At 72.2% G+C, this 26,150-nt stretch carries 20 protein-coding genes; 6 read left to right on the forward strand and 14 right to left on the reverse strand.

The genetic code is table 11. The features are described 5' to 3' along the window. Window positions 1-33: 33 nt before the first annotated feature. Window positions 34-2,160 carry a DNA gyrase/topoisomerase IV subunit B gene (locus JE024_RS09330; protein ID WP_205373133.1) on the reverse strand — a complete coding sequence of 709 codons (2,127 nt, stop codon included), beginning with the start codon at window positions 2,158-2,160 and terminating at the stop codon, window positions 34-36. A gap of 433 nt (window positions 2,161-2,593) precedes the next feature. On the opposite strand from JE024_RS09330, the gene JE024_RS09335 reads away from it, so the two are divergent. Further along, window positions 2,594-2,824 (forward strand): DUF7455 domain-containing protein, encoded by a 231-nt coding sequence (locus JE024_RS09335; protein WP_205373134.1) that lies wholly within the window; start codon window positions 2,594-2,596, stop codon window positions 2,822-2,824. Window positions 2,825-2,947: 123 nt separating this feature from the next. On the opposite strand, the gene JE024_RS09340 is transcribed toward JE024_RS09335, so the two are convergent. The 6 genes from JE024_RS09340 to JE024_RS09365 form a co-directional block, all read right to left on the reverse strand. Continuing rightward, window positions 2,948-3,793 carry a serine protease gene (locus JE024_RS09340; RefSeq protein ID WP_205373135.1) on the reverse strand — a complete coding sequence of 282 codons (846 nt, stop codon included), beginning with the start codon at window positions 3,791-3,793 and terminating at the stop codon, window positions 2,948-2,950. Window positions 3,794-3,958: 165 nt separating this feature from the next. Then, window positions 3,959-5,512 carry an RNA polymerase sigma factor gene (locus tag JE024_RS09345; RefSeq protein WP_205373136.1) on the reverse strand — a complete coding sequence of 518 codons (1,554 nt, stop codon included), beginning with the start codon at window positions 5,510-5,512 and terminating at the stop codon, window positions 3,959-3,961. Between the two features lie 336 nt (window positions 5,513-5,848). Further along, window positions 5,849-6,736, reverse strand: a complete 888-nt coding sequence (locus JE024_RS09350) for a FadR/GntR family transcriptional regulator (RefSeq protein ID WP_205373137.1) — start codon at window positions 6,734-6,736, stop codon at window positions 5,849-5,851. A 159-nt stretch (window positions 6,737-6,895) separates the two neighbouring features. Then, entirely contained in the window at window positions 6,896-8,914 is a 2,019-nt protein-coding gene (locus tag JE024_RS09355; RefSeq protein WP_372449785.1) for an ATP-binding cassette domain-containing protein, read from the reverse strand. Between the two features lie 133 nt (window positions 8,915-9,047). Then, the gene (locus JE024_RS09360) at window positions 9,048-9,809 is read right to left on the reverse strand and encodes an NUDIX hydrolase (RefSeq protein WP_205373138.1); all 762 of its coding nucleotides are present in this window, start codon (window positions 9,807-9,809) and stop codon (window positions 9,048-9,050) included. A 285-nt stretch (window positions 9,810-10,094) separates the two neighbouring features. Next, window positions 10,095-11,693 carry a DUF4192 domain-containing protein gene (locus tag JE024_RS09365; protein WP_205373139.1) on the reverse strand — a complete coding sequence of 533 codons (1,599 nt, stop codon included), beginning with the start codon at window positions 11,691-11,693 and terminating at the stop codon, window positions 10,095-10,097. Window positions 11,694-11,803: 110 nt separating this feature from the next. Here JE024_RS09365 and JE024_RS09370 point away from each other — a divergent pair, with 110 nt between their 5' ends. Both JE024_RS09370 and JE024_RS09375 read left to right on the forward strand, forming a co-directional pair. Then, entirely contained in the window at window positions 11,804-13,975 is a 2,172-nt protein-coding gene (locus JE024_RS09370; protein ID WP_205373140.1) for a RecQ family ATP-dependent DNA helicase, read from the forward strand. Window positions 13,976-14,289: 314 nt separating this feature from the next. Continuing rightward, window positions 14,290-14,919 carry a hypothetical protein gene (locus JE024_RS09375; protein ID WP_205373141.1) on the forward strand — a complete coding sequence of 210 codons (630 nt, stop codon included), beginning with the start codon at window positions 14,290-14,292 and terminating at the stop codon, window positions 14,917-14,919. Window positions 14,920-15,131: 212 nt separating this feature from the next. Here the strand turns inward: JE024_RS09375 and JE024_RS09380 are convergent, their stop codons facing one another. From JE024_RS09380 to JE024_RS09390, 3 genes are all read right to left on the reverse strand, one after another. Beyond that, window positions 15,132-15,758 (reverse strand): hypothetical protein, encoded by a 627-nt coding sequence (locus JE024_RS09380; RefSeq protein WP_205373142.1) that lies wholly within the window; start codon window positions 15,756-15,758, stop codon window positions 15,132-15,134. 83 nt (window positions 15,759-15,841) lie between these two features. Next, the gene (gene rnhB, locus JE024_RS09385) at window positions 15,842-16,543 is read right to left on the reverse strand and encodes a ribonuclease HII (protein ID WP_205373143.1); all 702 of its coding nucleotides are present in this window, start codon (window positions 16,541-16,543) and stop codon (window positions 15,842-15,844) included. 108 nt (window positions 16,544-16,651) lie between these two features. Next, complete coding sequence (locus JE024_RS09390; RefSeq protein WP_205373144.1) at window positions 16,652-17,278, reverse strand: TetR/AcrR family transcriptional regulator; 627 nt, start codon at window positions 17,276-17,278, stop codon at window positions 16,652-16,654. A gap of 124 nt (window positions 17,279-17,402) precedes the next feature. Here JE024_RS09390 and JE024_RS09395 point away from each other — a divergent pair, with 124 nt between their 5' ends. After that, a complete protein-coding gene (locus JE024_RS09395) occupies window positions 17,403-18,959 on the forward strand; it encodes an MFS transporter (RefSeq protein ID WP_205373145.1) in 1,557 nt (518 codons plus the stop codon). 79 nt (window positions 18,960-19,038) lie between these two features. Here JE024_RS09395 and JE024_RS09400 read toward each other — a convergent pair whose 3' ends face one another. From JE024_RS09400 to JE024_RS09410, 3 genes are all read right to left on the reverse strand, one after another. Continuing rightward, window positions 19,039-19,947, reverse strand: coding sequence for an ADP-ribosylglycohydrolase family protein (locus JE024_RS09400; RefSeq protein ID WP_205373146.1), 909 nt, complete (start codon window positions 19,945-19,947; stop codon window positions 19,039-19,041). A 12-nt stretch (window positions 19,948-19,959) separates the two neighbouring features. Then, window positions 19,960-20,619 (reverse strand): histidine phosphatase family protein, encoded by a 660-nt coding sequence (locus tag JE024_RS09405; protein ID WP_205373147.1) that lies wholly within the window; start codon window positions 20,617-20,619, stop codon window positions 19,960-19,962. 84 nt (window positions 20,620-20,703) lie between these two features. Further along, window positions 20,704-21,309, reverse strand: coding sequence for a YdbC family protein (locus JE024_RS09410; RefSeq protein ID WP_205373148.1), 606 nt, complete (start codon window positions 21,307-21,309; stop codon window positions 20,704-20,706). Window positions 21,310-21,505: 196 nt separating this feature from the next. Here JE024_RS09410 and JE024_RS09415 point away from each other — a divergent pair, with 196 nt between their 5' ends. After that, entirely contained in the window at window positions 21,506-22,465 is a 960-nt protein-coding gene (locus JE024_RS09415) for a DUF1152 domain-containing protein (RefSeq protein WP_205373149.1), read from the forward strand. A 68-nt stretch (window positions 22,466-22,533) separates the two neighbouring features. Further along, entirely contained in the window at window positions 22,534-23,058 is a 525-nt protein-coding gene (locus JE024_RS09420; RefSeq protein WP_205373150.1) for a TerD family protein, read from the forward strand. 100 nt (window positions 23,059-23,158) lie between these two features. On the opposite strand, the gene JE024_RS09425 is transcribed toward JE024_RS09420, so the two are convergent. Beyond that, a complete protein-coding gene (locus JE024_RS09425; protein WP_205373151.1) occupies window positions 23,159-26,041 on the reverse strand; it encodes a vitamin B12-dependent ribonucleotide reductase in 2,883 nt (960 codons plus the stop codon). Between the last annotated feature and the right edge of the window lie 109 nt (window positions 26,042-26,150).

The raw sequence follows: 26,150 nt of genomic DNA on the forward strand, positions 1-26,150 counted from the left end.
CATCAGGTGATGAAGGGCCCCGGGGAGGGACGGTCAGGCGTCGATGCGCGACCGGTCGAGCGTGGCCGCCGAGCTGGTGATGAACTCCTTGCGGGGGGCGACCTCGTTGCCCATCAGGAGGTCGAAGACCTGCTCGGAGGACTCCAGGTCGCCGATGTTGATCCGGCGCAGGGTGCGGTGGCGCGGGTCCATCGTGGTCTCCGCGAGCTGATCGGCGTCCATCTCGCCGAGACCCTTGTAGCGCTGGATCGAGTCCTTGAAGCGGACACCCTTGCGCTGGTACTCCAGCAGGGTCTGGCGCAGCTCGTTGTCGGAGTACGTGTACACGTACTTGTCCTGGCCCTTCTTGGGCTGGACGAGCTCGATCCGGTGCAGCGGCGGCACGGCGGCGAAGACCCGGCCGGCCTCGACCATCGGCCGCATGTAGCGCTGGAAGAGCGTGAGCAGCAGGGTGCGGATGTGGGATCCGTCGACATCGGCGTCGGTCATCATGATGACCTTGCCGTAGCGGGCCGCGTCGATGTCGAAGGTGCGGCCCGAGCCGGCTCCTATGACCTGGATGATGGCCCCGCACTCGGCGTTCTTCAGCATGTCGGAGACGGACGACTTCTGGACGTTGAGGATCTTGCCGCGGATCGGCAGCAGCGCCTGGAACTCGCTGTTGCGGGCCAGCTTGGCGGTGCCCAGCGCCGAGTCGCCCTCGACGATGAACAGCTCGCTGCGCTCCACGTCGTCGCTGCGGCAGTCGGCGAGCTTCGCGGGGAGCGAGGAGGACTCCAGGGCCGTCTTGCGGCGCTGGGCGTCCTTGTGCTGACGGGCCGCGATGCGGGTGCGCGCGGCGGCCACGGCCTTCTCCAGCACGGCCCTGGCCTGCGCCTTGGCGTCCCGCCGGGTGGAGGTCAGGAACGCCTTGAGCTCCTTGGCGACCACGTTCGCGACGATCCGGTTGGCCGCCGAGGTGCCGAGGACCTCCTTGGTCTGCCCCTCGAACTGCGGCTCGGCCAGCCGGACCGTGACGACCGCCGTCAGGCCCTCCAGGGCGTCGTCCTTGACGATGTCGTCCTCGGCCACGCGCAGCAGCTTGGCGGAGCGGAGCACCTCGTTCATCGTCTTGGTCACGGAGCGTTCGAAGCCGGTGACATGGGTGCCGCCCTTGGGGGTGGCGATGATGTTCACGAACGACCTGAGGGTGGTGTCGTAGCCCGTGCCCCAGCGCATGGCGATGTCGACGGCGAGTTCCCGGGTGACCTCGGTGGGCGTCATGTGGCCGCGGTCATCGAGGACGGGGACGGTCTCCTTGAAGGTGCCCTGTCCGCTCAGCCGCAGCACGTCGCAGACGGCCTTGTCCTGCGCGAGGTACTCGCAGAATTCGCTGATGCCGCCGTCGAAGTGGAACGTTTCGACGCTCTTGCCCTCGCCGTCGCCGCCGGCCGGTCCGCGCTCGTCCCGGACGACGATGGTCAGGCCGGGCACCAGGAAGGCCGTCTGGCGGGCCCGCTGGTGGAGCGTGTCCAGGGAGAGCCGGGCGTCCTTGAGGAAGATCTGGCGGTCGGCCCAGTACCGCACACGGGTACCGGTGCGCGCCTTGGGCACGCGCTTGCCCTTGAGCAGCCCGCCGGACGGGTCGAAGGGGGCGTCGGGGCCGGACTCGGTGAAGATGCCGGGGACGCCGCGGCGGAAGCTGATCATGTGGGTGGCCGCGCTGCGGTCCACCTCGACGTCCAGCCGGGCCGAGAGGGCGTTGACCACCGAGGCGCCGACGCCGTGGAGGCCGCCGGAGGCCGCGTAGGAGCCGCCGCCGAACTTTCCGCCGGCGTGCAGCTTGGTCATCACAACCTCGACGCCGGAGAGGCCGGTCTTCGGCTCGACGTCGACGGGGATGCCCCGCCCGTTGTCCCGGACCTCGACTGAGCCGTCCTCGTGGAGGAGGACCTCGATGTGGTCGCAGTGGCCGCCGAGGGCTTCGTCGACGGAGTTGTCGATGATCTCCCACAGGCAGTGCATCAGGCCGCGGCTGTCGGTGGACCCGATGTACATGCCGGGTCGCTTGCGGACCGCTTCGAGGCCTTCCAGGACGAGCAGATGCCGCGCGGTGTAGTTGGAGCCGTCACGGTCTGCGGTCAGCAGCGCCGTGGATGGCACGGACGTTTCGGCGGTCACGCGGTTCGCTCCTCGCTGAATTTCAGATGGGGCCAAGTGGGGTAAGGGCCCGGGCGTCGGTCGCCGCACAGAGCGTACCGAGGCCTGGTAGAGCCGATGTAACGCCACCCACATGATTTCTCATGCTAGTCCAGCATCGCATGCGTGTTCGATCCCTCGATGGGGTGACGTGAACATCACGTTCCCTTCGAGGCATGAACCATTTAGGCTCCGGGCACGTCCTCATCAACAACCGGCAACCCAGCCGGGAGGGCCAAACGAGACAAGCAACGCGAAATCCGTAGAGCGAAGCAATACGGCTCATTCGCCGCCAACCGGCAACAGACAGCCACCTCGGGAAAAGTTTCGAGGAAAAGCCACGAGCGGGAACGTTTTCGGGCTGGTTGGATGTTGACCCTGGTACGACAGCTCGTCGAGCTAGAGAAGAGGCGACGTGACTACTGTTCTGACCCCCGCGAGCCCGCTGACGGCCGCTGACCGCTGCGACCGCTGCGGCGCCCAGGCATACCTGCGCGTTGTTCTGATCAGCGGCGGCGAACTGCTCTTCTGCGCCCACCACGGGCGCAAGTTCGAGCCGGAACTCAAGAAGATCGCCGCTGAGATACAGGACGAGACGGACCGGCTGACGGTTGTGCCGACCGGCACCGGCGAAGAGGATCGCTGACCCTCACCCGCGACGAGCCAAGGCCGGTCCCGGGACCGGCGACGGGCGGCCGCCCCTGCACACCAGGAGCGGCCGCCCGTTCTCGTACCGTCACCGCCCCGTGGGGGCGGCCCGGATCCGCGTTCAGTCCCCGCCGCCGGGCAGTACGCCCGGCACCGACGGCAGCACGGCGGAGACCCGGGTGTAGACGCCCGGGCCGTCCGGGCGCCCGCAGCCGCTCCCCCAGGAGACCAGGCCGATGAGACGCCCCCCGGCCACGAGCGGCCCTCCGCTGTCGCCCTGGCAGGCGTCGTGCCCGCCCGCGGTGTCACCGGCGCAGAGCATCGTGGCCGGCGTGTACCGCCCGTCCGCGCCGCCCGGATAGGCCGTGGCGCAGTTCTCGTCCGGGAGCACCGACACCCGTGCCGCCCGGAGCTTCGAGGCGTAACCGCCGGCCCCCGTGGTGTCACCCCAGCCGTAGACGACGGCCTCCGTGCCGGGCGTGTACGCCTCGTCCCCCGCCCGGGCGACGGGCAGCACCCGGGACGCCGGCAGAGCCTGGGAGAGGGTGAGCAGGGCCATGTCGGGGCTGTTCGCTTCGGGGTCGTACTCCGGCGGGATCCAGCTCGACCGCACGGCGACCTCCTGGCCGCCCTCGGCCTCCAGGTCGGCTCGGCCCGACACCACCCGCAGATCCCGCACCAGCCGCACATCCTTGCCCAGCACCGCCGGGCTGAGACAGTGGGCCGCCGTCATCACCGTGGTGGGCGAGACCACCACACCCCCGCAGAACTGACCGGCACGCGCTGCGCCGAACCGGTCACGGCTGGACAGGGCCACCACCCACGGACTGCTCTCCGCACTCACCTCGTAACCGCCGATGACGACGCTGTCGGCCGCCGCGGGCGCCGCCACCACCAGTGGGGACGCGATCACGGCTGCGATCAGGGCCGACAGTCGGGCCGGGCCTCGGACGCTGGGACGACGCATACGCACTCCTGACTCTGCGTGACTCGGTTGCACTCAGCGTCGTGCAGCGGACCGGGGCCCGCACCCGCGCGGCCCTCCACGGCACGCCGAAGGGCCCGGCCCCCTCACGGGGTCCGGGCCCTTCGGTGTCGTCACGGCGCCCCTGCGGGCGCGGTGCGCGGCGGCCTAGTCGAGGTAGTCGCGCAGCACCTGGGAACGCGACGGGTGGCGCAGCTTGGACATCGTCTTCGACTCGATCTGACGGATGCGCTCACGCGTCACGCCGTAGACCTTGCCGATCTCGTCCAGCGTCTTCGGCTGGCCGTCGGTGAGACCGAAGCGCATGGAGACCACGCCCGCCTCACGCTCGGACAGGGTGTCGAGCACCGAGTGGAGCTGCTCCTGGAGCAGGGTGAAGCTGACCGCGTCGGCCGGCACGACCGCCTCGGAGTCCTCGATGAGGTCACCGAACTCGCTGTCGCCGTCCTCGCCGAGCGGGGTGTGCAGCGAGATGGGCTCGCGGCCGTACTTCTGGACCTCGATGACCTTCTCCGGGGTCATGTCGAGCTCCTTGGCCAGCTCCTCCGGGGTGGGTTCGCGGCCCAGGTCCTGGAGCATCTGGCGCTGCACACGCGCGAGCTTGTTGATGACCTCGACCATGTGCACCGGGATACGGATGGTGCGGGCCTGGTCGGCCATGGCGCGGGTGATCGCCTGACGGATCCACCAGGTGGCGTACGTGGAGAACTTGTAGCCCTTGGTGTAGTCGAACTTCTCGACCGCGCGGATCAGACCGAGGTTGCCCTCCTGAATCAGGTCCAGGAAGAGCATGCCGCGGCCGGTGTAGCGCTTGGCCAGCGAGACGACCAGCCGGAGGTTGGCCTCCAGCAGGTGGTTCTTGGCCCGGCGGCCGTCCTCGGCGATGATCTCCAGCTCGCGCTTGAGCTTCGGCGCCAGCTTGTCGGCGCTCGCCAGCTTGTCCTCGGCGAACAGACCGGCCTCGATGCGCTTGGCGAGCTCGACCTCCTGCTCGGCGTTGAGCAGGGGGACCTTGCCGATCTGCTTCAGGTAGTCCTTGACCGGGTCGGCGGTGGCACCGGCGACGGCGACCTGCTGCGCGGGCGCGTCGTCCTCGTCGTCGTCGGAGAGGACGAAGCCCTTGCTCTCGCCTTCGGTCTCCTCCTCCTCGCCCTTGCCGCCGGGCTGGACGTCGTCGAGCAGCTCTTCGCCCTCGGCGAGCTCGTCGTCCTTCTTGCCCGCGGTCTTCTTCGCGGCGGTCTTCTTGGCGACGGTCTTCTTGACCGCGGTCTTCTTGGCCGCCGTCTTCTTGGCGGCGGCCTTCTTGGCAGGAGCGGCGGCCGCCGAGTCGTCCGCCGTGGCCTCGACGGTCTCGGCGGACGGCGCCGCGGTGGCGGCAACGGTCTTCGCCGTGGTCGTCTTGGCGGCGACGGTCTTGGTGGCGGTGCGCTTTGCCGGGCTCTTCGCTGCGACGCTCTTGCGGGCGCGCTTCGGCGACTCCGCTGCACTGACCATCAGCGTCACACCCTCTTCCTCGAGGATCTGGTTGAGGCTGCGCAGAACATTCTTCCACTGGGTTGGCGGAATCTGGTCAGCCTCGAAGGCCCGACGCACGTCATCGCCGGCGATCTGCCCATCAGCCTTTCCCCGCTCGATGAGCGCCATCACAGACTCGGACTCGGCGATCTCCGGCGGGAGCGTACGGGATGTGCTGGCCGACACGAACAACCTCTCGGAACGATGGAAACGGCTTCCGGCCCCGCCCATGATCGGGCCGGAGCCGACGACCACCGGGTCGCGGATGTACCGGTGGGCGCGGGCTGAACCTGGGAGCTGTCACAGCGCCGTCCCCGGCGGCTGTATTCCCTCTTCGGCTGTCACCTCTTAGGTCATCGCAGCGTCTCGAGGAGTGTTACGCCCAATTCGCGTGGCCCGAGTCACACCTCGTAGGGGGCAAGTCCGGACGTAACGCGACAGACCACGTACAGCGTGTCGCCGGATCCCCTGCGGAATCCGGCGACACGCCGCACGGACGCCTCTCCCGCGCGCCCGCCGCGGTCAGTGCTCGCGCGGTGCGGGGACGACGCGGTCCACGTCCGGATGCACCGTGAGGAGCTGCCGCATGGCGGATTCTGCCGCGTGCGGGTCGCCGGACGCGAGGGCGTCGGCGATCCGGGCGTGGTGCGCCACGGACGCCTCGGTCGGACGGTCACAGCCGGTGACGGGACCTCCGGACACCTGGAGTGCCGAACCGACGATCCCGGAGAGGTGCTCCAGCATGCGGTTGCCGGCGAGCTGGATGAGCAGCGAGTGAAATTCGGCATCGGCCCGGGAGAAGGTGAGGCCGTCACCCTGGGCGAGGGCATGGCCCATGATCTCGACCATGTCGCCCAGCCGCTGCTGCACCTCGTCGCGGCCGTGCCCTGCCGCGAGCCGGGCCGCGAGCGGCTCGATCGTCCAGCGCAGCTCGCTGAGCTCGCGGCGCTGGTCGTCGCGCTGCGGACCGAAGGCGCGCCATTCGATGATGTCGGGGTCGAGGAGGTTCCAGTCGCTGACCGGCCGGACCCGCGTACCGACATTCGGGCGGGCGCTCACCAGCCCCTTGGCCTCCAGCACGCGCAGCGACTCCCGCACGACGGTGCGCGAGACCTCGAAACGCTGGCCGATCTCCTCGGGGACCAGCGGCCGGTCGGCCCCGAGGTCACCGGAGACGATCATCTGTCCGAGCTGCTGGACGAGTTGGCCGTGCAGCCCGCGGCCGCGGCTGCCGGCCGTACGACGGGGCGCCCGCCCCAGGTCCGCGTCCGCGCCCTGCCACGCGGGGGGCGGGACGCGGTCGGCGCCCGGCGACTCCGCATAGGGGTATCGGTCGAGTTCGCCCGGGCCGGTCAGGCCGGACTCGGCGGGACGGGCGGCGGTCATCATGGTGTGCGCAAGGGTACTCACGCATCCTTTGTCGGCGCGGTTTCCGGACCCCTTGAGGTCTTTGGTGAAAAGCACACGAAAGGGTGATCAGCGCCCGCTCCCCCATTGACGCCTCATCGGAAGGAATCGGGCCCTTTCACTGAAGTTGTGGCCACCGCGCCACGATGCGGTCCCGGACGATCACCAAGTCGTCCTGCGCCGGAGCGCGATGAACAGATACGCGCAGATCAGAGCCGACAACGACAACACCATGGCGGCTCCGACCGGTTGGGCCACCAGCTCCAGGGCGCCGCGGATCCAGGGGTCCGCGCTCTCGGGAAGGCGGCCCTGCGCCACGGACCGAATTCGCCCGGGGAGACCGGCGATCGAACGGACGGCCGGTCCGAGCAGCGCGAACTCGACCAGCGGGGCGATCAGTACGGGGACGGCGAGCACGGCCGCCACCCCGGCGGCCGTGACCCGGAACACGGCCGCGGCGAGCAGCCCCGCCCAGGCGCAGCCGACGCACAGCCCCAGCCAACGGATGCCGAGGTCGGCCCAGTTCGCCCGCAAGGCGCCCAAGTCTGCGCCGTGGACGAGGCGCAGGACCTGGGCGTCGGCGACGACGGCGAGCACCGCCAGGGTCACCGCCGCCACTGCCGTCACGGCCAGTTTGGCCACCAGCAGTCCGGGACGCCGCGGGGAGACCCCGCGCACCGCCGTGAGCGCGGGGAAGCGGAACTCCTCTCCGAAGGACAGCGCGCCGATCAGACCGGCACCGAAGGCGGCGGGCGGCAGCGGAAGGAAGCCCGGCCAGGCCACCAGGACCGAGGGCCGGGGAGCGGCCCCGCCCCGGGCGAGCAGGACGCACAGCGCCAGCGACGAGGCCACGACCACCGCCGCGATCAGGGGCGCGGTGCGGACGCCGAGCAGCCGCCGCACCTCGTACCGCAGCGCTCGGCGCGGACTCCGCGACCTCCCCGGCCGCACCGCGGGCGCCTCGTCCGCGCCCCGGAGCGCGTCAACGGGGTCCGCCGGGGGCGCCGTGGCGGTCGCGGGGCGCGCCTGGGGAGCGGGGGCGTGGGGCGTCCGAGGGGCGGGGGCGTGGGGGTAGCCGGCCTGGGGTGCGGTCGCAGGGGGGGCGCCGCCGGGCTCAGGGGGCGCGATCCGGGGTGCGGACTCAGAGGCAGTGAGCCCGGGGGCGGCGGGGGCGGCAGCCGGCTCTGGAGGCGGGGTCGTCGTCGCCACGCGGGCCGGGGAGCCGGCGGACGCGGACTCGTGCGGCGGCACCGCCTCGCCGCCTGCCGCGCGCGGGTGCGGCGCCACCGCCGTGCCGGTGTCGCCGACCTCCTCGGTCAGCCGGTGGACGAGCACCCCGTGCCGGAAGGCCGTCTCGCCGATCTCCGGGCAGCTGCTCCCGTACACCGACAGCAGGCTGCTGCTCTCGCTCACCACCTCCACCGAGCGCCTGGCGGCGCGCGCCTCCCTGCGCACGGCGTCCGAGAGCCGCGCGGCATGGGGTGTGCGGACGCTGACGCGCGGCCGGAGTCTGGTGCGCGCGAACGCCTCCACGTCCTGGTCGGCGGCGACCCTTCCGCCGTCGACGGTGATCACATGATCGGCGAACCTGGCCGCCGCCTTCGGGTCGCGGGTCGCGCACAGGACGGTGCCGCCGGCAGTCGCGTGGTCCCTGATGCGCCCGAGGAGCCACGCGCCGTCACGTGCGGAGAGGTCCCGGCACGGCTCGTCGAAAATCAGGGTGTGCGGGTCGCCCAACAGCGCCGCGGCGAGGGCCAGTCGGCGGTCCATGCCCCGGGACAGCAGGCCCAGTCGCTCGTCCCGCAGGGCGCCGAGACCGACGGTGTCGAGCAGGTCGTCCGCGCGGGCTGCGGGCACTCCCACGGCGGCGCTCAGCATCCGCAGGTGCCCGCCCGCCGTGCGGGCGGGGTGTCCGGGCACCTCACCGAGGACCAGGCCCACCTCCCGCGCCGGGTCGGAGACGCGGTGGAGGGGGGTGCCGCGGAAGTAGGTCACGCCCCGGCCCGCGTCGAGCCCCGCGATCAGCCGGACCAGCGCCGTCTTCCCCGCGCCCCGCGCCCCGAGCAGGACGGTGACCTGGCCCGGCAGGCATTCGAACGAGATGTCGTCGACGGCCGGCCGGCCCTCGGCGCGGCGGACACTGGTCACTCCGACGGCCTGGAGCATCGCTTCTCTCGCCATCTTTCGCGGAAGGTGAGACCGCTCAGCGGCAGCACGGGTACCGCAGCAAGATAACGCGACATTTCCGACTTTTCGTGCATCGAATGCCGGTCGGGTGTGTGGGGTGCCGGGCGGGGGCGGGCGGCCGGGGCCGTCAGACCTCGGGGCGCAGCATCGGCGGGTTGAGCAGTGTCGCCCCGCCCGCCCTGAACAGCTGGGCCGGACGACCGCCCTGGCGGGTGGTGGTGCCGCCGGCGGGGACGAGGAAGCCGGGCGTCCCCGTCACCTTGCGGTGGAAGTTGCGGGGGTCGAGCGCCACACCCCACACCGCCTCGTACACGCGCCGCAGCTCCCCCACGGTGAACTCGGGCGGACAGAACGCCGTGGCCAGCGACGAGTACTCGATCTTGGAACGCGCCCGCTCCACCCCGTCCGCCAGGATCGTCGCGTGGTCGAAGGCGAGCGGCGCCTGCTCGCCCTCCTCCGCTCCGCCGGCGTCCCGCATCGCGAGCAGTTCCTCGACCGACGCCCAGCGCGCGCTGTTGGCGTCTCCTCCGGCGCGCGGTGCCGGGAGGTCGGGGGCGAGCACCAGGTGGGCGACGCTGACCACGCGCATCCGCGGATCGCGGCGGGGGTCGCCGTAGGTGGCGAGCTGCTCCAGGTGGGCGCCGTTTCCCGTCGGCAGCGCCGGGTCGTGTGCGCTCAGGCCGGTCTCCTCGGCGAGCTCGCGTCCCGCCGCGCCCGCGAGGTCCTCGTCGTCACGGACGAATCCTCCGGGCAGCGCCCACCGCCCCTGGAACGGCGGCTCCCCTCGTCGGACGACGAGCGCGCACAGCGCGTGCCGTCGCACGGTGAGCACGACCAGGTCGACGGTGACGGCGAAGGGCGGGAAGGCCGACGGGTCGTAGGGCGACATGCCGCGATCATAGTCGTCTGCCTGACGATAAAGACACCCTTCCTCGTGTGTTCGAGCGGTTCGCCCGAGCGCCGCCCGGCGGGCACGACGGGCCGCACGCCGCCCAGTTGCCACTCCGCGGCCGCTCGCGCCGCGCTCACGGGTGGCGCGGGCGGCGCGGAGTCACCTCTCCTGGGCCCGCGTGGCGCGCGGGCGGGCCGCGGGGACGGTGCCGGGCTCTCGCGGCGCGCTCACGAGCGTGCGGGGCGCCTCCGGACCCTCGCGGCGCGCGGGCGGGCCGCGGGATCACCTCCGGGCATGCGCGGCGCCGTCGGCGGTGCGCTCGCGGGGCGCCCGGCCCGGGTGCCGGCGCCCCGGGGTGCCGACGGCCGGGCGGCCGGTGCCACTCGCGATCCGGCGGGTGCGGCGGCGGAGACGCCTGGCGGAGGAACTGGACCTGCGTCCGGCGCCCGGGACGGGGCGGCCTCCTGGCAGGGTGCCCTCGCCCTGCCGGGGCTCCGCGCCCGAGGCCGCGCTCCCGCTCCCGCCCGGCCGCGGGAGCGGGGAGGCACCGGCCGGAGCCGCGCGGCGGCCGCGGCGGGTGCGGCGTGCGGACGGCCGGGGCAGCGGGCGCGGGGCGCCACCACGGGGCGGGCCTTCGCCCTCTGTGGCGCGGGCGCCTCGTGCGGCGGCCGCGCTCCCCGAGTCCGCCACGTCGCCCGGGGCCGCGGAGAGGTGCCGGGAGGTGTCGCCGGGGGCCGTGGGCCAGTCCTGGTCCTGGCGCAGACAGTGCCGCAGCGTCTCCGGGTCGATGCCCTCGTTGCAGGCCTGGTGCAGCAACTGGGCGAAGACGTAGCCCGGATCGGTGCGGAGGGCCAGCCCGAGGGCGACCCTGGCCGACGGCTCGTCGCCCGTCGCCCAGGAGACCCAGCCGGCCAGCGTCAGCGGGGCCGCCGCATGGGCCTGGTAGAGACCGGCGCACCGGCGGGCCAGGGCCCGCCACAGCCGCAGGGCGGGCGCGGCGTCGACGCCCTCCATCCATTGCGCCGCCCGGACCCGGGTCCGGCGGTCCTGGAGGCCGAGGATCAGCGCCGCGGCCTCGCGGGCAGAGATGACGCGGTCGTCCTCGGCATCGGCCGCGGCGGCGGAGACGCCGGCTCCCTCTCCGGGCGACGACCGCGCCAGGCGGTCCATGAGGCGGCGCGCGAGGTCCAGCGTCTCGACGGCGATGGCGCGCCGACCGCTCTCCTCCAGGGCCCGGGACAGGAGCGCCGCCCCCGCGTCGTCCAGCGCTCGGGTCTGGGCGGCGACGCCGGAGAAGGCCCGGGGCGCGAGGCGTGCCTCCATCTCCTTCTGGCTGCCGCGCACCCGTACGCCCGCGTAGGCGGCAGCGGCGGCCATGACCGAGGTGCCCGGGAGGGCGAGCGGCGTCCCTTCGGGCGGGCAGCAGCGGGCATCGGGGCAGCAGTAGGACCAGAAGCGGCCGTCCGAGACGCACAGGGCCTCCAGGACGGGGACGTCGAGCGCCCCGCAGGCGGTCCGCAGGCGCTGGGCGAGCGGCCGCAGCCGCTCCATGACCCGCTCGCCGCTCTCGCCGGGCTCCGGATCCCGGCAGAGGAAGACGACCATCCCGTCGGGGCGCTCCCCGCGCCGCTCGCTGCCGTGGACGAGACAGCCGGCGAGCTGCTCCGCGACCGGCGACCACTCCGCCGGGGACCGTGGGATGCCGAGCCTGACGCGGCCCCCGAACCGGCCGCGGCGGCCGTGCAGGGCGACGAGCACGATCGAGTCGCTGGGCTGGAAGCCCATCATGTACGGAAGGGCGTCGGCGAGTTCGGCGGGGCTGCGCAGGGTGATCTGCTGGGCGTCCGGACGGCCGCTGAGTGATTCACGGTGCTTGCTCATGGCATGACCGTCTCGCGTACTTCGCCCCGCCGCGACCCCCTGTGGATAACTTGTCCACAGGTAGCGGGTGCGGTTCGCGTGTTGTCGGTGCCATCGGGTTGCATGGGGGCATGACCAACGCAGACCGGGCGGAGCTCAGGGCCGCCGCCGACTCCGTCCTCGCCCGACTCGTGTCCGACACCACGGGCACCGCCCGCCTGCGCGAGGACCAGTGGCGGGCGATCGAGGCGCTCGTGGCCGACCGGCGGCGGGCCCTGGTCGTCCAGCGCACAGGCTGGGGCAAGTCCGCCGTGTACTTCGTCGCCACGTCGCTGCTGCGCGCCCAGGGCAGCGGCCCCACCGTGATCGTCTCCCCGCTGCTGGCCCTGATGCGCAACCAGGTGGAGGCCGCGGCGCGTGCGGGCATCCGCGCTCGGACGATCAACTCCTCCAACACCGAGGAGTGGGAGACGGTGCAGGCCGAGGTGGCCGCCGGGGAGGTGGACGTCCTCCTGGTGAGCCCCGAGCGGCTCAACAACCCCGACTTCCGCGACCAGGTACTGCCCAGTCTCGCGGCGGCCACCGGTCTGCTGGTGGTGGACGAGGCCCACTGCATCTCCGACTGGGGCCACGACTTCCGCCCCGACTACCGCAGGCTGCGCACGATGCTCGCGGACCTCCCCCGGGGCGTTCCCGTCCTCGCCACCACCGCGACGGCCAACGCCCGGGTGACGGCCGACGTCGCCGAGCAGCTCGGCACCGGCGCGGGCACCGACGCCCTCGTGCTCCGCGGGCCGCTCGACCGGGAGAGCCTCAGCCTGTCGGTGCTGCAACTGCCCGACGCCGCCCACCGGCTGGCCTGGCTCGCCGACCACCTCGGCGAGCTCCCCGGCTCGGGAATCATCTACACGCTCACCGTGGCGGCGGCCGAGGAGGTCACGGCGTATCTGCGTCAGTGCGGCCATGTGGTGGCGTCCTACACCGGCCGCACGGAGAACGCGGACCGGCAGCAGGCGGAGGACGACCTGATCGCCAACAGGGTGAAGGCACTTGTGGCGACGTCGGCGCTCGGCATGGGATTCGACAAGCCCGACCTCGGCTTCGTCGTGCATCTCGGCTCGCCCTCCTCCCCCATCGCCTACTACCAGCAGGTGGGCCGCGCGGGCCGTGGCGTGGAGCATGCCGAGGTGCTCCTGCTGCCGGGCAAGGAGGACGAGGCGATCTGGAAGTACTTCGCCTCGGTGGCGTTCCCGCCCGAGGAGATGGTGCGGCGCACCCTGGACGCCCTCGCCGCCGCGGACCGTCCGCTCTCGCTCCCGGCGCTGGAACCGCTGGTCGAGCTCCGCCGCACCCGCCTGGAGACCATGCTGAAGGTCCTCGACGTGGACGGCGCGGTGCACCGGGTGAAGGGCGGCTGGACGTCGACGGGCCGCCCCTGGACCTACGACGCGGAGCGCTACGCGTGGGTGGCCCGCCAGCGGGAGGCCGAGCAGCAGGCGATGCGCGACTACGCACGGTCCACCGGCTGCCGGATGGAGTTCCTGCGGCTCAGGCTGGACGACGACCAGGCCGCGCCCTGCGGCCGCTGCGACAACTGCGCGGGGGCGCGCTTCGGCGACAAGGTGTCGGCCGCGGCCCTGGACGCCGCCCGCGGGGAGCTCGGACGGCCGGGCGTGGACCTGGAGCCCCGCAAGATGTGGCCCACGGGGCTCACCGCCGTCGGCATCAACCTCAAGGGCCGTATCCCCGAGGGCGAACTGTCCTTCACCGGGCGGGCGCTGGGCAGGCTCTCCGACATCGGCTGGGGCAACCGGCTGCGGCCCATGGTCGACGCCCGGGCGGCCGACGGCCCGGTGCCGGACGACATGCTCGGTGCGGTCGTCACGGTCCTGTCGGACTGGGCGAAGGGGCCGGGCGGGTGGGCCTCGGGAGCGGCCGACGCCCCGCCCCGGCCGGCCGGTGTGGTCACCGTCGCCTCCCGCTCGCGGCCGGTGCTGGTCGGCTCCCTCGGCAGCCGGATCGCCGAGGTGGGCCGGATGCCGCTGCTGGGCTCCGTGGAGTACGCGCCCGAGCAGGCGGACCGTCACTTCTCCCGCACCAACAGCGCCCAGCGGGTCCGGGCGCTGCACGAGGCATTCGTCCTCCCCGAGGGCCTGGCCGACGCGGTGTCGCAGGCCGCCGGCCCCGTGCTGCTGGTCGACGACTACGCGGACAGCGGCTGGACGCTGGCGGTGGCGTCCCGGCTGCTGCTCAAGGCAGGCGCCAAGGGGGTGTTCCCGCTGGTGCTCGCCGTCCAGTCCTGATTTCTGACGGACCGTCAAAGGAGGTTGCCTGCACACTGCTACCGCCCGGTCGCCCAGGGTCCCAAAGGGGGCGTTCCGATCCGGCCAGAGTGCGACGGGAGGGAGTGAATGCGCGTCGAGTGGGCAGGGATATGAGCCACATATCAACCGATTCCCGTCGGTCCCGCCAAATTGCTCGTTGCCGCAGGGTCATGCGACAGGAAGAATTGAACTGCTCCCCGCTCGGGCCCGATCGGTCCTGATGGGCCCTGCTGCGGTGCGCCCTCACCCGACACCCCTGCCCGCTCTGTGGGCGCGTATGCGAAGGGAGGACCGTGACCTTCGGATTCGCTTCGTCCGCAGCCTCTTCGATCACCTCGTCGACAGGCTCCGCCAGCCGCCTTGCCCGCATGCTGGAGCCCGCCGAGTGGGCGGCGGCGGGGATCCCGCTGCTGCGCAACCCCCGCGAGGTGGTCAGTGGACTGCATGCCCGGCACAGTCCGGCGCCGGCGACCGCCGTCGTCGCCGTGCTCGACCACGAGGAGCGACTGGCCGCCAGCGCGTCGTTCTCCCGCCGCCCGGCTCCGGCGGACGGCTGGGACTTCCGCAACGCGCTGCTGGCCCACCTGCGCCGCGTCATCCCGCACGATCTGCGCCGCCGCACCCCGGTGCGGACCGCGGTACTGCTCTACTGCCGTGACGGCGACGAGCGCTGGACGGAGGAGGACGGCGCCTGGATGTGGGGGCTGCGCGACGCGTGCACGCTCCACGGGCTCCGCTGCGGCGCCTACATCACGCTGACGCGGGGCGGCTGGCAGGTGCTGGGCGAAGGGCGCGGAGGCAGGCAGCCCAGCTCGACGACGAGACCGGGCCGCCTGTCGGACGCGTCGTTCGACAGTGCGCCGGCGCTCCTGCGCACCGCGGGCGGGGCGTCCGAGGCCCTGCGGCGCACCGCCGCCCGCTGACCGCACCGGGCGAGCACCGGGCGCGGACGTCCGCGCCGTGCCCGCGCCCGCCCGGGACACCCACGGCCGGCCCGGCCCGCCGGCTGCCCTGCGGGGCAGCCGGTACGCGGCGAGCCCGCTCCGGCGGACGGAGCCGGACGCCGTGCAGGGGCCGGAGGCCGCGGGGCCGGACAGGAGCCGAACGCCGGGCGGGGCCGGAGGCCGGCCGGCAGTCAGACGCCGGCGCCGGCGCCGAGGACCGCGTCGATCCGCTGGGGATCGCCGCAGACGATCAGCAGCGTCGCCGCCTTGGCCAGCGCCGCGGGCAGCACCCGGGCCGCAGCCTCGTCGGAGCCGCCGTTGACGGCCACGACGACCACCGGACGGCCTGCCGCACGCTGCACGGCCACCCCGTCCGCGTAGAACACGTCGTCGCGGGCGACCTGCTGGGCCCAGTAGGCGGACTCGCCGAAGGAGAGTTCGTGGGCCGCCCACGGGTGCTGACCGCCGGTGGTGAGCACCAGCACCTCGCCGGGCGCACGGCCCGAGTCGAGCAGCAGGTCGACCGCCTCGTCGGCGGCGTCGAGGGCGCCGTCCTCCGGGGCGGGGATGAGCTGGATCTGCGGCGCGGAGGGCTTCTCCTCGCCGGGCCGCTGGGGCTTCCGTGCGGCGGGGGCGGGCCGCGGCGCGGAGGGTGCGGGCCGGGCCGGGCCGGGGCCCGGGTGTCCGGGACGCGGGGAGGCCGCGGAACGCGGACCGGGTACGGGACGGGGGGTCGGCGCGGTGCGGCCTGCGGCCGGAGTGACGCGGGGACCCTGGGCGCTCTCGTGAATCTGAGGCTCCTCGGGGATGAGAGGCATGAGTGGATGTCTATCAAATGCCGGTGCGCGGGGCACCGGCGGGTGGGCACACAAGTGCGAGTGGCTGCCGGGCGGCGTGCGGTTCAGAAGTCGAAGCCGAGCTGGCCCCCGCTTTCCAGTGCCGCCGCCTCCGGGGTGAGCCGGACCTTCTTCAGGTGCCGCCACCGCGGCAGCCCGTCGAGATACGCCCAGCTGAGCCGGTGGTGCGGGGTGGGCCCCAGCTCCGCGAGCGCCGCCTTGTGGACGGGCGAGGGGTACCCCGCGTTCTCGGCGAAGCCGAAGACGGAGAACTCGCCCTGCAGTTCGGCCATCATGGCGTCCCTGCGCACCTTGGCGATCACGGAGGCCGCCGCCACGGCCACGCAGGACTGGTCGCCCTTGATCACCGTGCGCACCTGCCACGGCACGCCGAGGTAGTCGTGCTTGCCGTCGAGGATGACCGCGTCGGGACGGACGGGCAGGGCGTCCAGCGCACGAACGGCGGCGAGCCGCAGCGCGGCCGTCATGCCGAGTTCGTCGATCTCCTCGGGTGAGGAGTGCCCGAGGGCGTACGCGGTGACCCAGGACTCCAGATGGTCCGCGAGTTCGGTGCGCCGCTTCGGGGTGATCAGCTTGGAGTCGGTGAGACCTGGGGGCGGGCGGCGCAGTCCGGTGATCGCCGCGCAGACGGTCACCGGTCCGGCCCAGGCCCCCCGGCCCACTTCGTCGACACCTGCGACGATCCTGGCTCCGGTGGTGGCCCGGATCGATCGCTCGACTGTGTGGGTGGGTGGTTCGTACGGCATGGCGCCAGCAAGGGTACGCCGCCGGGGACGGCGGGCGACACCCGGATTCCGTCACGACTTCGACAGCCCCGCGCCGGGCGGCGCACCCCGGCGGGCGGGAACGGGCCGTCAGCCGTCCGCGGTGCGCAGCAGGGGGACCATCACACGGTCCACCATCTCGGCGAGATCCTGGTCCGGCCATTCGCTTCCGCATACCTTGCTGCGGTACATCAGCAGCCCGGGGACCACGTCGAAGACCAGCTCGCAGACGGCGTCCGCCCGCACGTCGCCGCGCCGTACGCCGCGTTTCACCACGTCCCGGAAGAGCCGGGTGGACGGGTCGATCACCCGGCTCACGATGACGCCCTGGAAGCGCTCGGCGGAGGCGGCGTCGCATTCGTGAAGCACGGCCCGCAGGGCCAGCCCCGACCGGGAGAACATCGCGTCGCGCACGTCCCGGCACACCTGGTACAGGTCCTCCCGGATGCAGCCGCGGTCGGCGGCCTCGTCCAGCACGGGGATGCCGGCCTTGAGGGCGTCCACGACCAGGTCCTCCTTGGAGGGCCAGCGGCGGTACACGGCCGCCTTGCCGGTCTGGGCCGCGGCGGCGACCCCCTCCATGGTGAGGCCGCTCCAGCCCACGGTGCTCAGCTGCTCCAGGGCGGCTTCCAGAATGGCGCGCTCCAGCACGGGTCCGCGCCGGCGCAGCGGCGCCGGCGGGGGCTGCCCGGCAGGAGCCCAGCGCGAAGTGACCATGACCATCTCTCCGTTGGGGACTGCGGACGACAGTGAACGCTTGCGTTCACTGTCGGGGTTTCTCTACGGTTGACCGGCGAGAGTGAACGGATGCGTTCACTAACTTTCCTGTGGGGGATACGACGTGACTGCCTCTCAGTTAGCGGTGCAGGCCAGAAGTCCGGGAGCGGCCGGACGACCGGGACGACCAGGTGTCGCGCTCGCGGTGATCGCGACACTCCAGCTCATGGTGGTCCTCGATTCGACGATTGTGAATATCGCGCTCCCCCACATCCAGGGTGCGCTCGACTTCACCACCACCCAGCTCTCCTGGGTGATCAACGCCTACACCCTCACCTTCGGCGGCCTGCTGCTGCTCGGCGGCCGGGCGGGCGACATCCTCGGACGCCGCCGGGTCTTCGTCTCCGGTGTCGTGCTGTTCACCGTCGCCTCGCTGCTGTGCGGCATCGCCCAGGAGCCGTGGCAGATGCTCGCGGCCCGCGCGCTCCAGGGGGTCGGCGGCGCCATCGCCTCGCCGACCGCCCTCGCCCTGATCACGACCACCTTCGAGGAGGGCCCCGAGCGCAACCGCGCCTTCGGCATCTTCGCCGCGGTCTCGGCCAGCGGCGCCGCCATCGGTCTGCTGGCCGGCGGCATGCTGACCGAATGGCTCGACTGGCGCTGGGTGTTCTACGTGAACCTGCCGATCGGCGCCGCGATCGTCGTCCTCGCGCCGATGTTCATCAACGAGTCCGAGAAGGGCGCGGGCCGCTTCGACGTGCTGGGCGCGCTCACCTCGACGCTCGGCATGGCCTCGCTGGTCTACGGCTTCATCCGTGCCTCCGAGGCCGGCTGGCGGGACGGCCTCACCCTCGGCGCCTTCGGCGCGGCCGTCGTCCTGCTGGCCGGCTTCGTGCTGGTCGAGCGACGGGCGGCGGACCCCATCACCCCGCTGCGGATGTTCGCGGACCGCAACCGTTCCGGCACGTACCTGATCATGATGAGCCTCGCCGCGGCGATGTTCGGGATGTTCTTCTTCATCGTGCTCTTCGTCCAGAACGTGCTGGGCTACAGCCCGATCGCCTCCGGGCTGGCGTTCCTCCCGGTGACGGTGATGATCGTCGTCGCCTCCGGGCTCTCCTCCCTGCTGCTGCCCGTGCTCGGCCCGAAGCCGTTCCTGGTGACGGGCGCCGTGCTGACGGGGTCGGGGATGGCCTGGCTGACGTTGATGTCCCCCGACAGCTCCTACGCGGGCGGCATCCTCGGCCCGATGCTGCTCTTCGGGTTCGGCATGGGGCTGGTGTTCGTGACGGCGACGCTGACCGCGGTCTCGGGTGTGGCCGGGCACGAGTCGGGAGCGGCCTCCAGTCTGCTGAACGCGACCCAGATGGTCGGCGGCTCGCTGGGGCTGTCGATCCTCATGACGCTGTTCGGCACGGCCGGCCGCGAGGAGGCCGAACGGCAGCTCCCGTCGTTCCTGGCGGAGGCGACCCCCGCCCAGAAGGAGGCCTTCGCGACGACGGGCGAGCTGCCCGCCCCGTGGGGCCACCAGGTGCTGACGGAGGGCATCTCCACGGCCTTCTGGGCCGGCGTGGCCCTGGTGGCCGTCGCCGCCGTGACGGCCCTGGTCGTGATCCGGGTGCGCAGGAGCGACCTGGAGGCGCTGAGCGGCACGGCGGGCCCGGGCGGTCACGCCGGCTGACCTCCTCCGTGACGGGCCGTGCGGCCCGCCGCGGTACGGGCCGTGCGGGGGGCGGTCCGTACCGCGGCGGGTCCGGGGCTCAGGCGGCCGGGGCCCCGGGGAGCCAGTCCGGCAGTGCCTCGGTGCGCTCCAGCCACGCGGCGGGCGGGCGGCCCCCGGCGGCCGCCACCACACCGCAGGCGATCGCGCAGGTGGTGTCGACGTCGCCGCCGACCTGCGCGGTGGTCCAGAAGGTCTGCTCGAAGTCGCCGAGCGAGCGGGCCGCCGACCAGAGCGCGAACGGCACGGTGTCGTGGGCGCTGGTGCGCCGCCCGCTGCCGAGGACCGCGGCGACCGTGCCCGCGTCCCCGTAGTCGAGCATGTCCCGGGCCCGGCGCAGCCCGGCGCCCACCGCACTGCGGGGCACCAGGGCGACCACGCCGTCGAGCAGTTCCCCGGGGCCCGGTGTGCCCGCCGGGTTCGCGGCGAGCGCCGCCGCGGCGGCCACGGCCATCGCGCCCACGACCGCCTCGCGGTGCTGGTGGGTGGTGTAGGAGGAGATCTCGGCCTGGTGGGTCGCCTGCTCCGGGTCGTCCGCGTACCAGGCGCCGAGCGGCGCGATCCGCATCGCCGAGCCGTTGCCCCAGGACCCCTGGCCGTTGAAGAGTCCGGAGGCGAGCACCCGCCAGTCGTCCCCTTCCCGGACCAGGCGCAGCAGCCGGTTGACCGCCGGCCCGTAGCCGCGGTCGAAGTCGTGGTGCTCGGCGAACGACAGGGCGAGGGCGTCCTGGTCGACCCGGCCGTGGCGGGCGAGCACGGCCAGTACGGAGCAGGCCATCTCGGTGTCGTCGGTCCACTGCCACGGGGACGGCGGCAGTTCACGCCGTTTGAGCAGGGGATAGTGCGAAGGAACGAAGAACTGGGAGCCCAGTGCGTCTCCCACGGACAGTCCGCGCAGGCTGTCCAGGGCGCGTGCGAAGCGCCGCTCGGATGAGGAATCAGCGGTCATCTTCCCGCCACTCTAGCCGGTGGCCCCGTACGGCTCCGGGGTCCGCCACCGCTCGAAGGGCCGGTCCAGCGCGTAGCGGCCGTGGCTCTGGAGCTCCAGCACCCGCGTCTCACCGTTGTCCGGATTGGACAGCGACTCGAATTCGGCCACGGACCAGTGGAACCAGCGCATGCAGAACAGCCGCATGGTGAGTCCGTGGGTGACCAGCAGCACGTTCGGCGGGTGGTCGGGCGACTCGAAGGAGCGGTGCAGGCTCTCCAGGAACGCCCCGACCCGGTCGTAGACGTCCGCCCCGGACTCGCCCTGCGCGAAGCGGTAGAAGAAGTGCCCGTAGGCGTCCCGGTACGCCTTCTGCAGGCGTACGTCCTCGCGGTCCTGCCAGTTGCCCCAGTCCTGCTCCCGCAGCCGGGGCTCCTCGCGGACCCGTACCCGGTCCGGGGCGAGGCCGAAGGCGCGGAACGTCTGGTGGGTGCGGCGGTAGGGGGAGATGTAGACGCTGACCCGCTCGTCGCCGAAGAGTTCGCGCAGCCGGCCGCCGGTCTCCGCGGCCTGCTCCTGTCCCCGGCCGGTCAGCCGGAGCGCGTGGTCCGGCTCGCGTTCGTAGACCGTGTCGTCGGCGTTGCCCACCGATTCCCCGTGCCGGACAAGGACGATGCGTCGCGGTCGTGCCATACCCCGACCTTAGGGCCTCGCATCCGGATCACGCCGGGCGCACCCCTGCGCCGCGGTGTCCGCTCCCGCGGGCGGGCGCGCTGGTCAGACCGTCCAGGAGGGTTCGAGCTCCACCACGTCCCCGGCCAGGGCGGTGACATCGGCCTCCGTCTGGGCCCGCAGCAGCAGCCGCTCGATGCGTTCCGTGCGGTACTTGCCGTGCTCGCCCGCGGACGCCCACATCGACATGATCAGGAACTCGTTGCCCGGGGCCTCTCCGAACACCCCGCGCACCATTCCGGGAGAACCGGCCATCGCCGGGTTCCACACCTTCTCCTGCATCAGCGAGAAGTGCTCCACCCGTTCGTCGCGGACCCGGCAGTGCGCGACGCGCAGCACGTCCGCGTCGGTGAACCGGGGCTCGAAGCCGGTCTTCACGTCGAAGCGGTAGTCGAACAGCTTGGTCTGGATGTCCTTGTACGTGCCCGACTGCCCGGCGGCGAGCCGGTCGTGGGACCGGGCCATGAAGGAGTCGTAGAAGGGACGGCTCTCCCAGAACGCAACGACATGGGCGACATTCGGCCGTATCCGGCTCCAGCCGCCGCCCTGCCCGCGGAATCCCGGCTCACCCGGGAGCCCCGCCCACTTCCGCTGCCCCCGCTCGAAACCGCGTCGGTCGACGACGGTGCAGCGAATCCACTTGACCAGCACCGCGCCATCGTACGGCGCGGAACGTGGCGCCGGTCACTGTCCCGCGGGACCCGCCCCGGTGTGCGACGGTGCGCCGGGCATGCGCCAGGGGCACCGTGCGGACGCCCCACCGGTGTCCGGCACCCCGAGGCGCCGAAGCCGCCGGATCCGCCCGATCCGCTGTCCGCGCGGCCCGGCCGCCGGGACAATGATCTCCATGACGGCTCTGCACTCCCATCCGCTGTTCTCCCGGCTCGAGTCGGCCCGGCGCGTCCTGGTGGCGGGCGCCGGCGGCGGGTTCGACGTCTACGCGGGTCTGCCGGTGGCCCTGTCCCTGATGCACCAGGGCAAGGACGTCACCCTCGCCAATCTGACCTTCAGCGCCGTCGAGGGACTGCCGCTGGACGCGTGGCTCGCCCCGGACGTCGCCCGGGTGACTCCCGGGACCTCCCTCCACCAGAGCTACTTCCCCGAGCGCACCCTCGCCTCCTGGCTGGAACTGCACGGCTACCCGAGCACCGTCCACGCGTTCGCGCGGGTCGGTGTGCAGCCGCTGCGCGCCGCCTACCGCGCGCTGATCGAGGCGCACGACATCGAGGCCGTGGTGCTCGTCGACGGCGGCACCGACATCCTGATGCGCGGCGACGAGACGGGGCTGGGCACGCCGGAGGAGGACATGACGAGCGTCGCCGCCCTGGCCGGAATCGAGCTGCCGGAGCGCCTGGTGGTCTCCGTGGGGTTCGGCGTCGACGCCTACCACGGGGTCAGTCACGGCCTCGTGCTGGAGAACATCGCGGCGCTGGAGACCGAGGGTGCCTACCTGGGCGCGTTCTCGGTGTCCCGGACCACCCGGGAGGGCGCGCTGTTCCTCGACGCGGTGGCGCACGCCCAGGCGCACACGCCCGACCACCCCAGCATCGTCAACGGTTCGATCGCCGCGGCGGTGCGCGGGCTGTTCGGCGACATCCAGTTCACCACGCGTACCCGCGGCAGCGAGCTGTTCATCAACCCGCTGATGTCCCTGTGCTTCACCTTCGAACTGGAGGGGATAGCGCGCCGCTGCCTCTATCTGGACCGCATCGAGGACACCCATCTGATGCGCCAGGTCAGCAGCGCGATCGCGGAGTTCCGCGACGGGGTCGCCGCACCCCGGCCGCCTCGCCGCATCCCGCACTGAGCGGATACGGTCGACCTTCGAGCCTTCAACACACAAGGCGAGCAAGCCAGTTACGGGGAGGAGATCCGGTGAGCAGCAGCCTCAGCAAGGGCGTCCGGAAGGCCGAGGTGTCGCTGAAATGGGACCCGAGCCCGCTGGGCGAGGCGGCCCATGACCTCGATCTGGTCGCGGCGACGTACGAGGGGCAGGGCCCGGGCGGCGCGCCCGCCTACGCCGTGCACTTCGACAGCCGGTCGCCGGACGGGACGATCACCCTGACCCGCGACAGCAGGACCGGGCAGGGGTTCGGCGCCGACGAGGTCATGACGCTGGAGTTCGAGCGGCTGGCGCCCGTGTACCAGCGGGTCGTGGTCGGCGTGGTCATCCAGCAGGGTTCCGGGCGCCGCACGTTCGGCGACATACGGAACGTCTCGGCGCGGATCGCGGAGGGTTACACGGAGCTCGCGGCGACCGACTTCGCGGGCGTCGCCGGCAGCACCGCGGCGGTGCTGTGCGAGTTCCGCCGGGACGCGGCGGGAGCCTGGCAGCTGACCGGCGGGCCGCGTGGCTTCGACGCGGATCCGGAGTCGTTCCTCGGCCTGATGGGCGGCTGATCCGAGACCGGACCGCCCGCCCGTACGGACGCCGGAGGGCGGCGGAGCTGTTTCCCGTTCCGCCGCCCTCCGGGGGTTCACACCCTGACGGTGCCCGTGATCAGCTGCAGCCGCTGGTCGAGCCGCAGCCCTCGCAGATGTAGCAGGAGCCGGCCCGCTGCATCTTCGTCCCGCAGGAGAAGCAGAGCGGGGCGTCGGCGCTGATGCCGAGCTGCATCTCGACCAGTTCGGCCGAGGTGTGCGCCTGCTTCGGGGCCGGGACCTCGGCCACCGGGGCGGCGACGGCCTTCAGCTCCTGCTGGAGCGGCGCCGACTGGGCCAGGCCCTCCACGTCGAGCTCGTCCTCCGACGGCTCGTAGGAACCGGTCTCCAGGTGGCGCTGACGCTCCTCGGCCGAGTGGATGCCGAGCGCGGAGCGCGTCTCGAAGGGCAGGAAGTCCAGCGCCAGGCGGCGGAAGATGTAGTCGACGATCGACTGCGCCATCCGCACGTCCGGGTCGTCCGTCATACCGGCCGGCTCGAAGCGCATGTTGGTGAACTTCGAGACGTAGGTCTCCAGCGGCACGCCGTACTGGAGGCCGACCGACACGGCGATCGAGAAGGCGTCCATCATGCCCGCGAGGGTGGAGCCCTGCTTCGACATCTTCAGGAAGACCTCGCCGAGACCGTCGTCCGGGTAGGAGTTGGCGGTCATGTAGCCCTCGGCGCCGCCGACGGTGAAGGAGGTGGTGATCCCGGGGCGGCCCTTGGGGAGGCGCTTGCGGACCGGGCGGTACTCGACGACCTTCTCGACCGCGGACCGGATGGTCTCCTCGGCCTTGGCGGTCACCTCCGCCTTCTCCTTCTCCTTGGTCTTGGCGGAGAGCGGCTGGCCGACCTTGCAGTTGTCGCGGTAGATGGCGAGCGCCTTGACGCCCAGCTTCCACGCCTCGAAGTAGATCTCCTCGACCTCTTCGACGGTCGCCGACTCCGGCATGTTGACCGTCTTGGAGAGGGCGCCCGAGATCCAGGGCTGGATCGCGGCCATCATCCGGACGTGGCCCATCGCGGAGATGGAGCGCTCGCCCATGGCGCAGTCGAAGACCTCGTAGTGCTCGGTCTTCAGGCCGGGCGCGTCGATCACGTTCCCGTGCTCGGCGATGTGGGCGACGACGGCCTCGATCTGCTCCGGCTGGTAGCCGAGGCGGCGCAGCGCCTGCGGCACGGTGCCGTTGACGATCTGCATGGAGCCGCCGCCGACGAGCTTCTTGAACTTGACCAGCGCGAGGTCCGGCTCCAGGCCGGTGGTGTCGCAGGACATCGCCAGACCGATGGTGCCGGTCGGGGCGATGACGGACGCCTGGGCGTTGCGGAAGCCGTTCTTCTCGCCGAGGCGGATCACGTCCTGCCATGCCTCGGTGGCCGCGGCCCAGATCGGGGAGTCCAGGTCGTCCATGCGCACGGCCGCCGTGTTGGCGTCGGCGTGCTGCTTCATGACCCGCAGGTGCGGGGTCGCGTTGCGGGCGTAGCCGTCGTACGGGCCGACGACCGCGGCCAGCTCGGCGGAGCGCCGGTAGGAGGTGCCGGTCATCAGCGAGCTGATGGCACCGGCGAGCGCGCGGCCGCCGTCGGAGTCGTAGGCGTGGCCGGTCGCCATCAGCAGGGCGCCGAGGTTGGCGTAGCCGATGCCGAGCTGGCGGAAGGCGCGGGTGTTCTCGCCGATCTTCTGGGTCGGGAAGTCGGCGAAGCAGATGGAGATGTCCATCGCGGTGATGACCAGCTCGACGACCTTGGCGAAGCGCTCGACGTCGAAGGACTGGTTGCCCTTGCCGTCGTCCTTGAGGAACTTCATCAGGTTCAGCGAGGCCAGGTTGCACGAGGTGTTGTCCAGGTGCATGTACTCGCTGCACGGGTTCGAGCCGTTGATGCGGCCGGACTCGGGGCAGGTGTGCCAGTGGTTGATCGTGTCGTCGTACTGGATGCCCGGGTCGGCACACGCCCACGCCGCCTGCGCCATCTTGCGGAAGAGCGCCTTGGCGTCGACCTCCTCGATGATCTCGCCCGTCATCCGGGCGCGCAGGCCGAACTTCCCGCCGCTCTCGACGGCCTTCATGAACTCGTCGTTCACGCGGACCGAGTTGTTGGCGTTCTGGTACTGGACGGACGTGATGTCGTCGCCGCCCAGGTCCATGTCGAAGCCCGCGTCGCGCAGGGCGCGGATCTTCTCCTCTTCCTTCACCTTGGTCTCGATGAAGCCCTCGATGTCGGGGTGGTCGACGTCGAGGATGACCATCTTCGCCGCGCGGCGGGTGGCGCCGCCCGACTTGATCGTGCCCGCGGAGGCGTCCGCGCCCCGCATGAAGGAGACCGGCCCGGAGGCGTTGCCGCCGGAAGAGAGCAGTTCCTTGGAGGAGCGGATGCGGGACAGGTTCAGGCCGGCGCCGGAGCCGCCCTTGAAGATCATGCCCTCTTCCTTGTACCAGTCGAGGATCGACTCCATGGAGTCGTCGACGGACAGGATGAAGCAGGCGGAGACCTGCTGGGGCTGGGGCGTGCCGACGTTGAACCACACCGGGGAGTTGAAGCTGAAGATCTGGTGCAGCAGGGCGTAGGCGAGCTCGTGCTCGAAGATCTCGGCGTCGGCGGGCGAGGCGAAGTAGGCGTAGTCCTCGCCGGCCTTGCGGTAGGTCTTCACAATCCGGTCGATGAGCTGCCGCAGACCGGTCTCGCGCTGCGGCGTGCCGACCGCGCCGCGGAAGTACTTGCTGGTGACGATGTTGACCGCGTTCACCGACCAGAAGTCGGGGAACTCGACGCCACGCTGCTCGAAGTTCACCGAGCCGTCACGCCAGTTGGTCATGACGACGTCACGGCGCTCCCAGGCCACCTCGTCGTACGGATGCACTCCGGGGGTGGTGTGGATGCGCTCGACACGCAGGCCCTTGTTCGCCTTGGCTCCCTTGGTGCGGGACCCTCGTGCGGGGCCGCTCGTCGTCTCGGTCATGCCGCCTCCCATATACGGGCAAAAACGCCCTGATGTGCCCAGATCTTCCCGTGGCACGGTTTGTGTCTGTCGCCCCGGACGCCGCACGGCGGTGCCCCGGACAGGTATG

The organism is Streptomyces zhihengii (genome assembly GCF_016919245.1).
GTDB lineage: Bacteria > Actinomycetota > Actinomycetes > Streptomycetales > Streptomycetaceae > Streptomyces > Streptomyces zhihengii.

Excerpts from the sequence above, each read along its gene's own strand:
- JE024_RS09340 (WP_205373135.1), bottom strand. The coding sequence starts at position 3,793 with ATGCGTCGTCCCAGCGTCCGAGGCCCGGCCCGACTGTCGGCCCTGATC.
- JE024_RS09355 (WP_372449785.1), bottom strand. The coding sequence starts at position 8,914 with ATGGCGAGAGAAGCGATGCTCCAGGCCGTCGGAGTGACCAGTGTCCGC.
- JE024_RS09360 (WP_205373138.1), bottom strand. The coding sequence starts at position 9,809 with ATGTCGCCCTACGACCCGTCGGCCTTCCCGCCCTTCGCCGTCACCGTC.
- JE024_RS09365 (WP_205373139.1), bottom strand. The coding sequence starts at position 11,693 with ATGAGCAAGCACCGTGAATCACTCAGCGGCCGTCCGGACGCCCAGCAG.
- JE024_RS09370 (WP_205373140.1), top strand. The coding sequence starts at position 11,804 with ATGACCAACGCAGACCGGGCGGAGCTCAGGGCCGCCGCCGACTCCGTC.
- JE024_RS09380 (WP_205373142.1), bottom strand. The coding sequence starts at position 15,758 with ATGCCTCTCATCCCCGAGGAGCCTCAGATTCACGAGAGCGCCCAGGGT.
- rnhB (WP_205373143.1), bottom strand. The coding sequence starts at position 16,543 with ATGCCGTACGAACCACCCACCCACACAGTCGAGCGATCGATCCGGGCC.
- JE024_RS09390 (WP_205373144.1), bottom strand. The coding sequence starts at position 17,278 with ATGGTCACTTCGCGCTGGGCTCCTGCCGGGCAGCCCCCGCCGGCGCCG.
- JE024_RS09400 (WP_205373146.1), bottom strand. The coding sequence starts at position 19,947 with ATGACCGCTGATTCCTCATCCGAGCGGCGCTTCGCACGCGCCCTGGAC.
- JE024_RS09405 (WP_205373147.1), bottom strand. The coding sequence starts at position 20,619 with ATGGCACGACCGCGACGCATCGTCCTTGTCCGGCACGGGGAATCGGTG.
- JE024_RS09415 (WP_205373149.1), top strand. The coding sequence starts at position 21,506 with ATGACGGCTCTGCACTCCCATCCGCTGTTCTCCCGGCTCGAGTCGGCC.
- JE024_RS09425 (WP_205373151.1), bottom strand. The coding sequence starts at position 26,041 with ATGACCGAGACGACGAGCGGCCCCGCACGAGGGTCCCGCACCAAGGGA.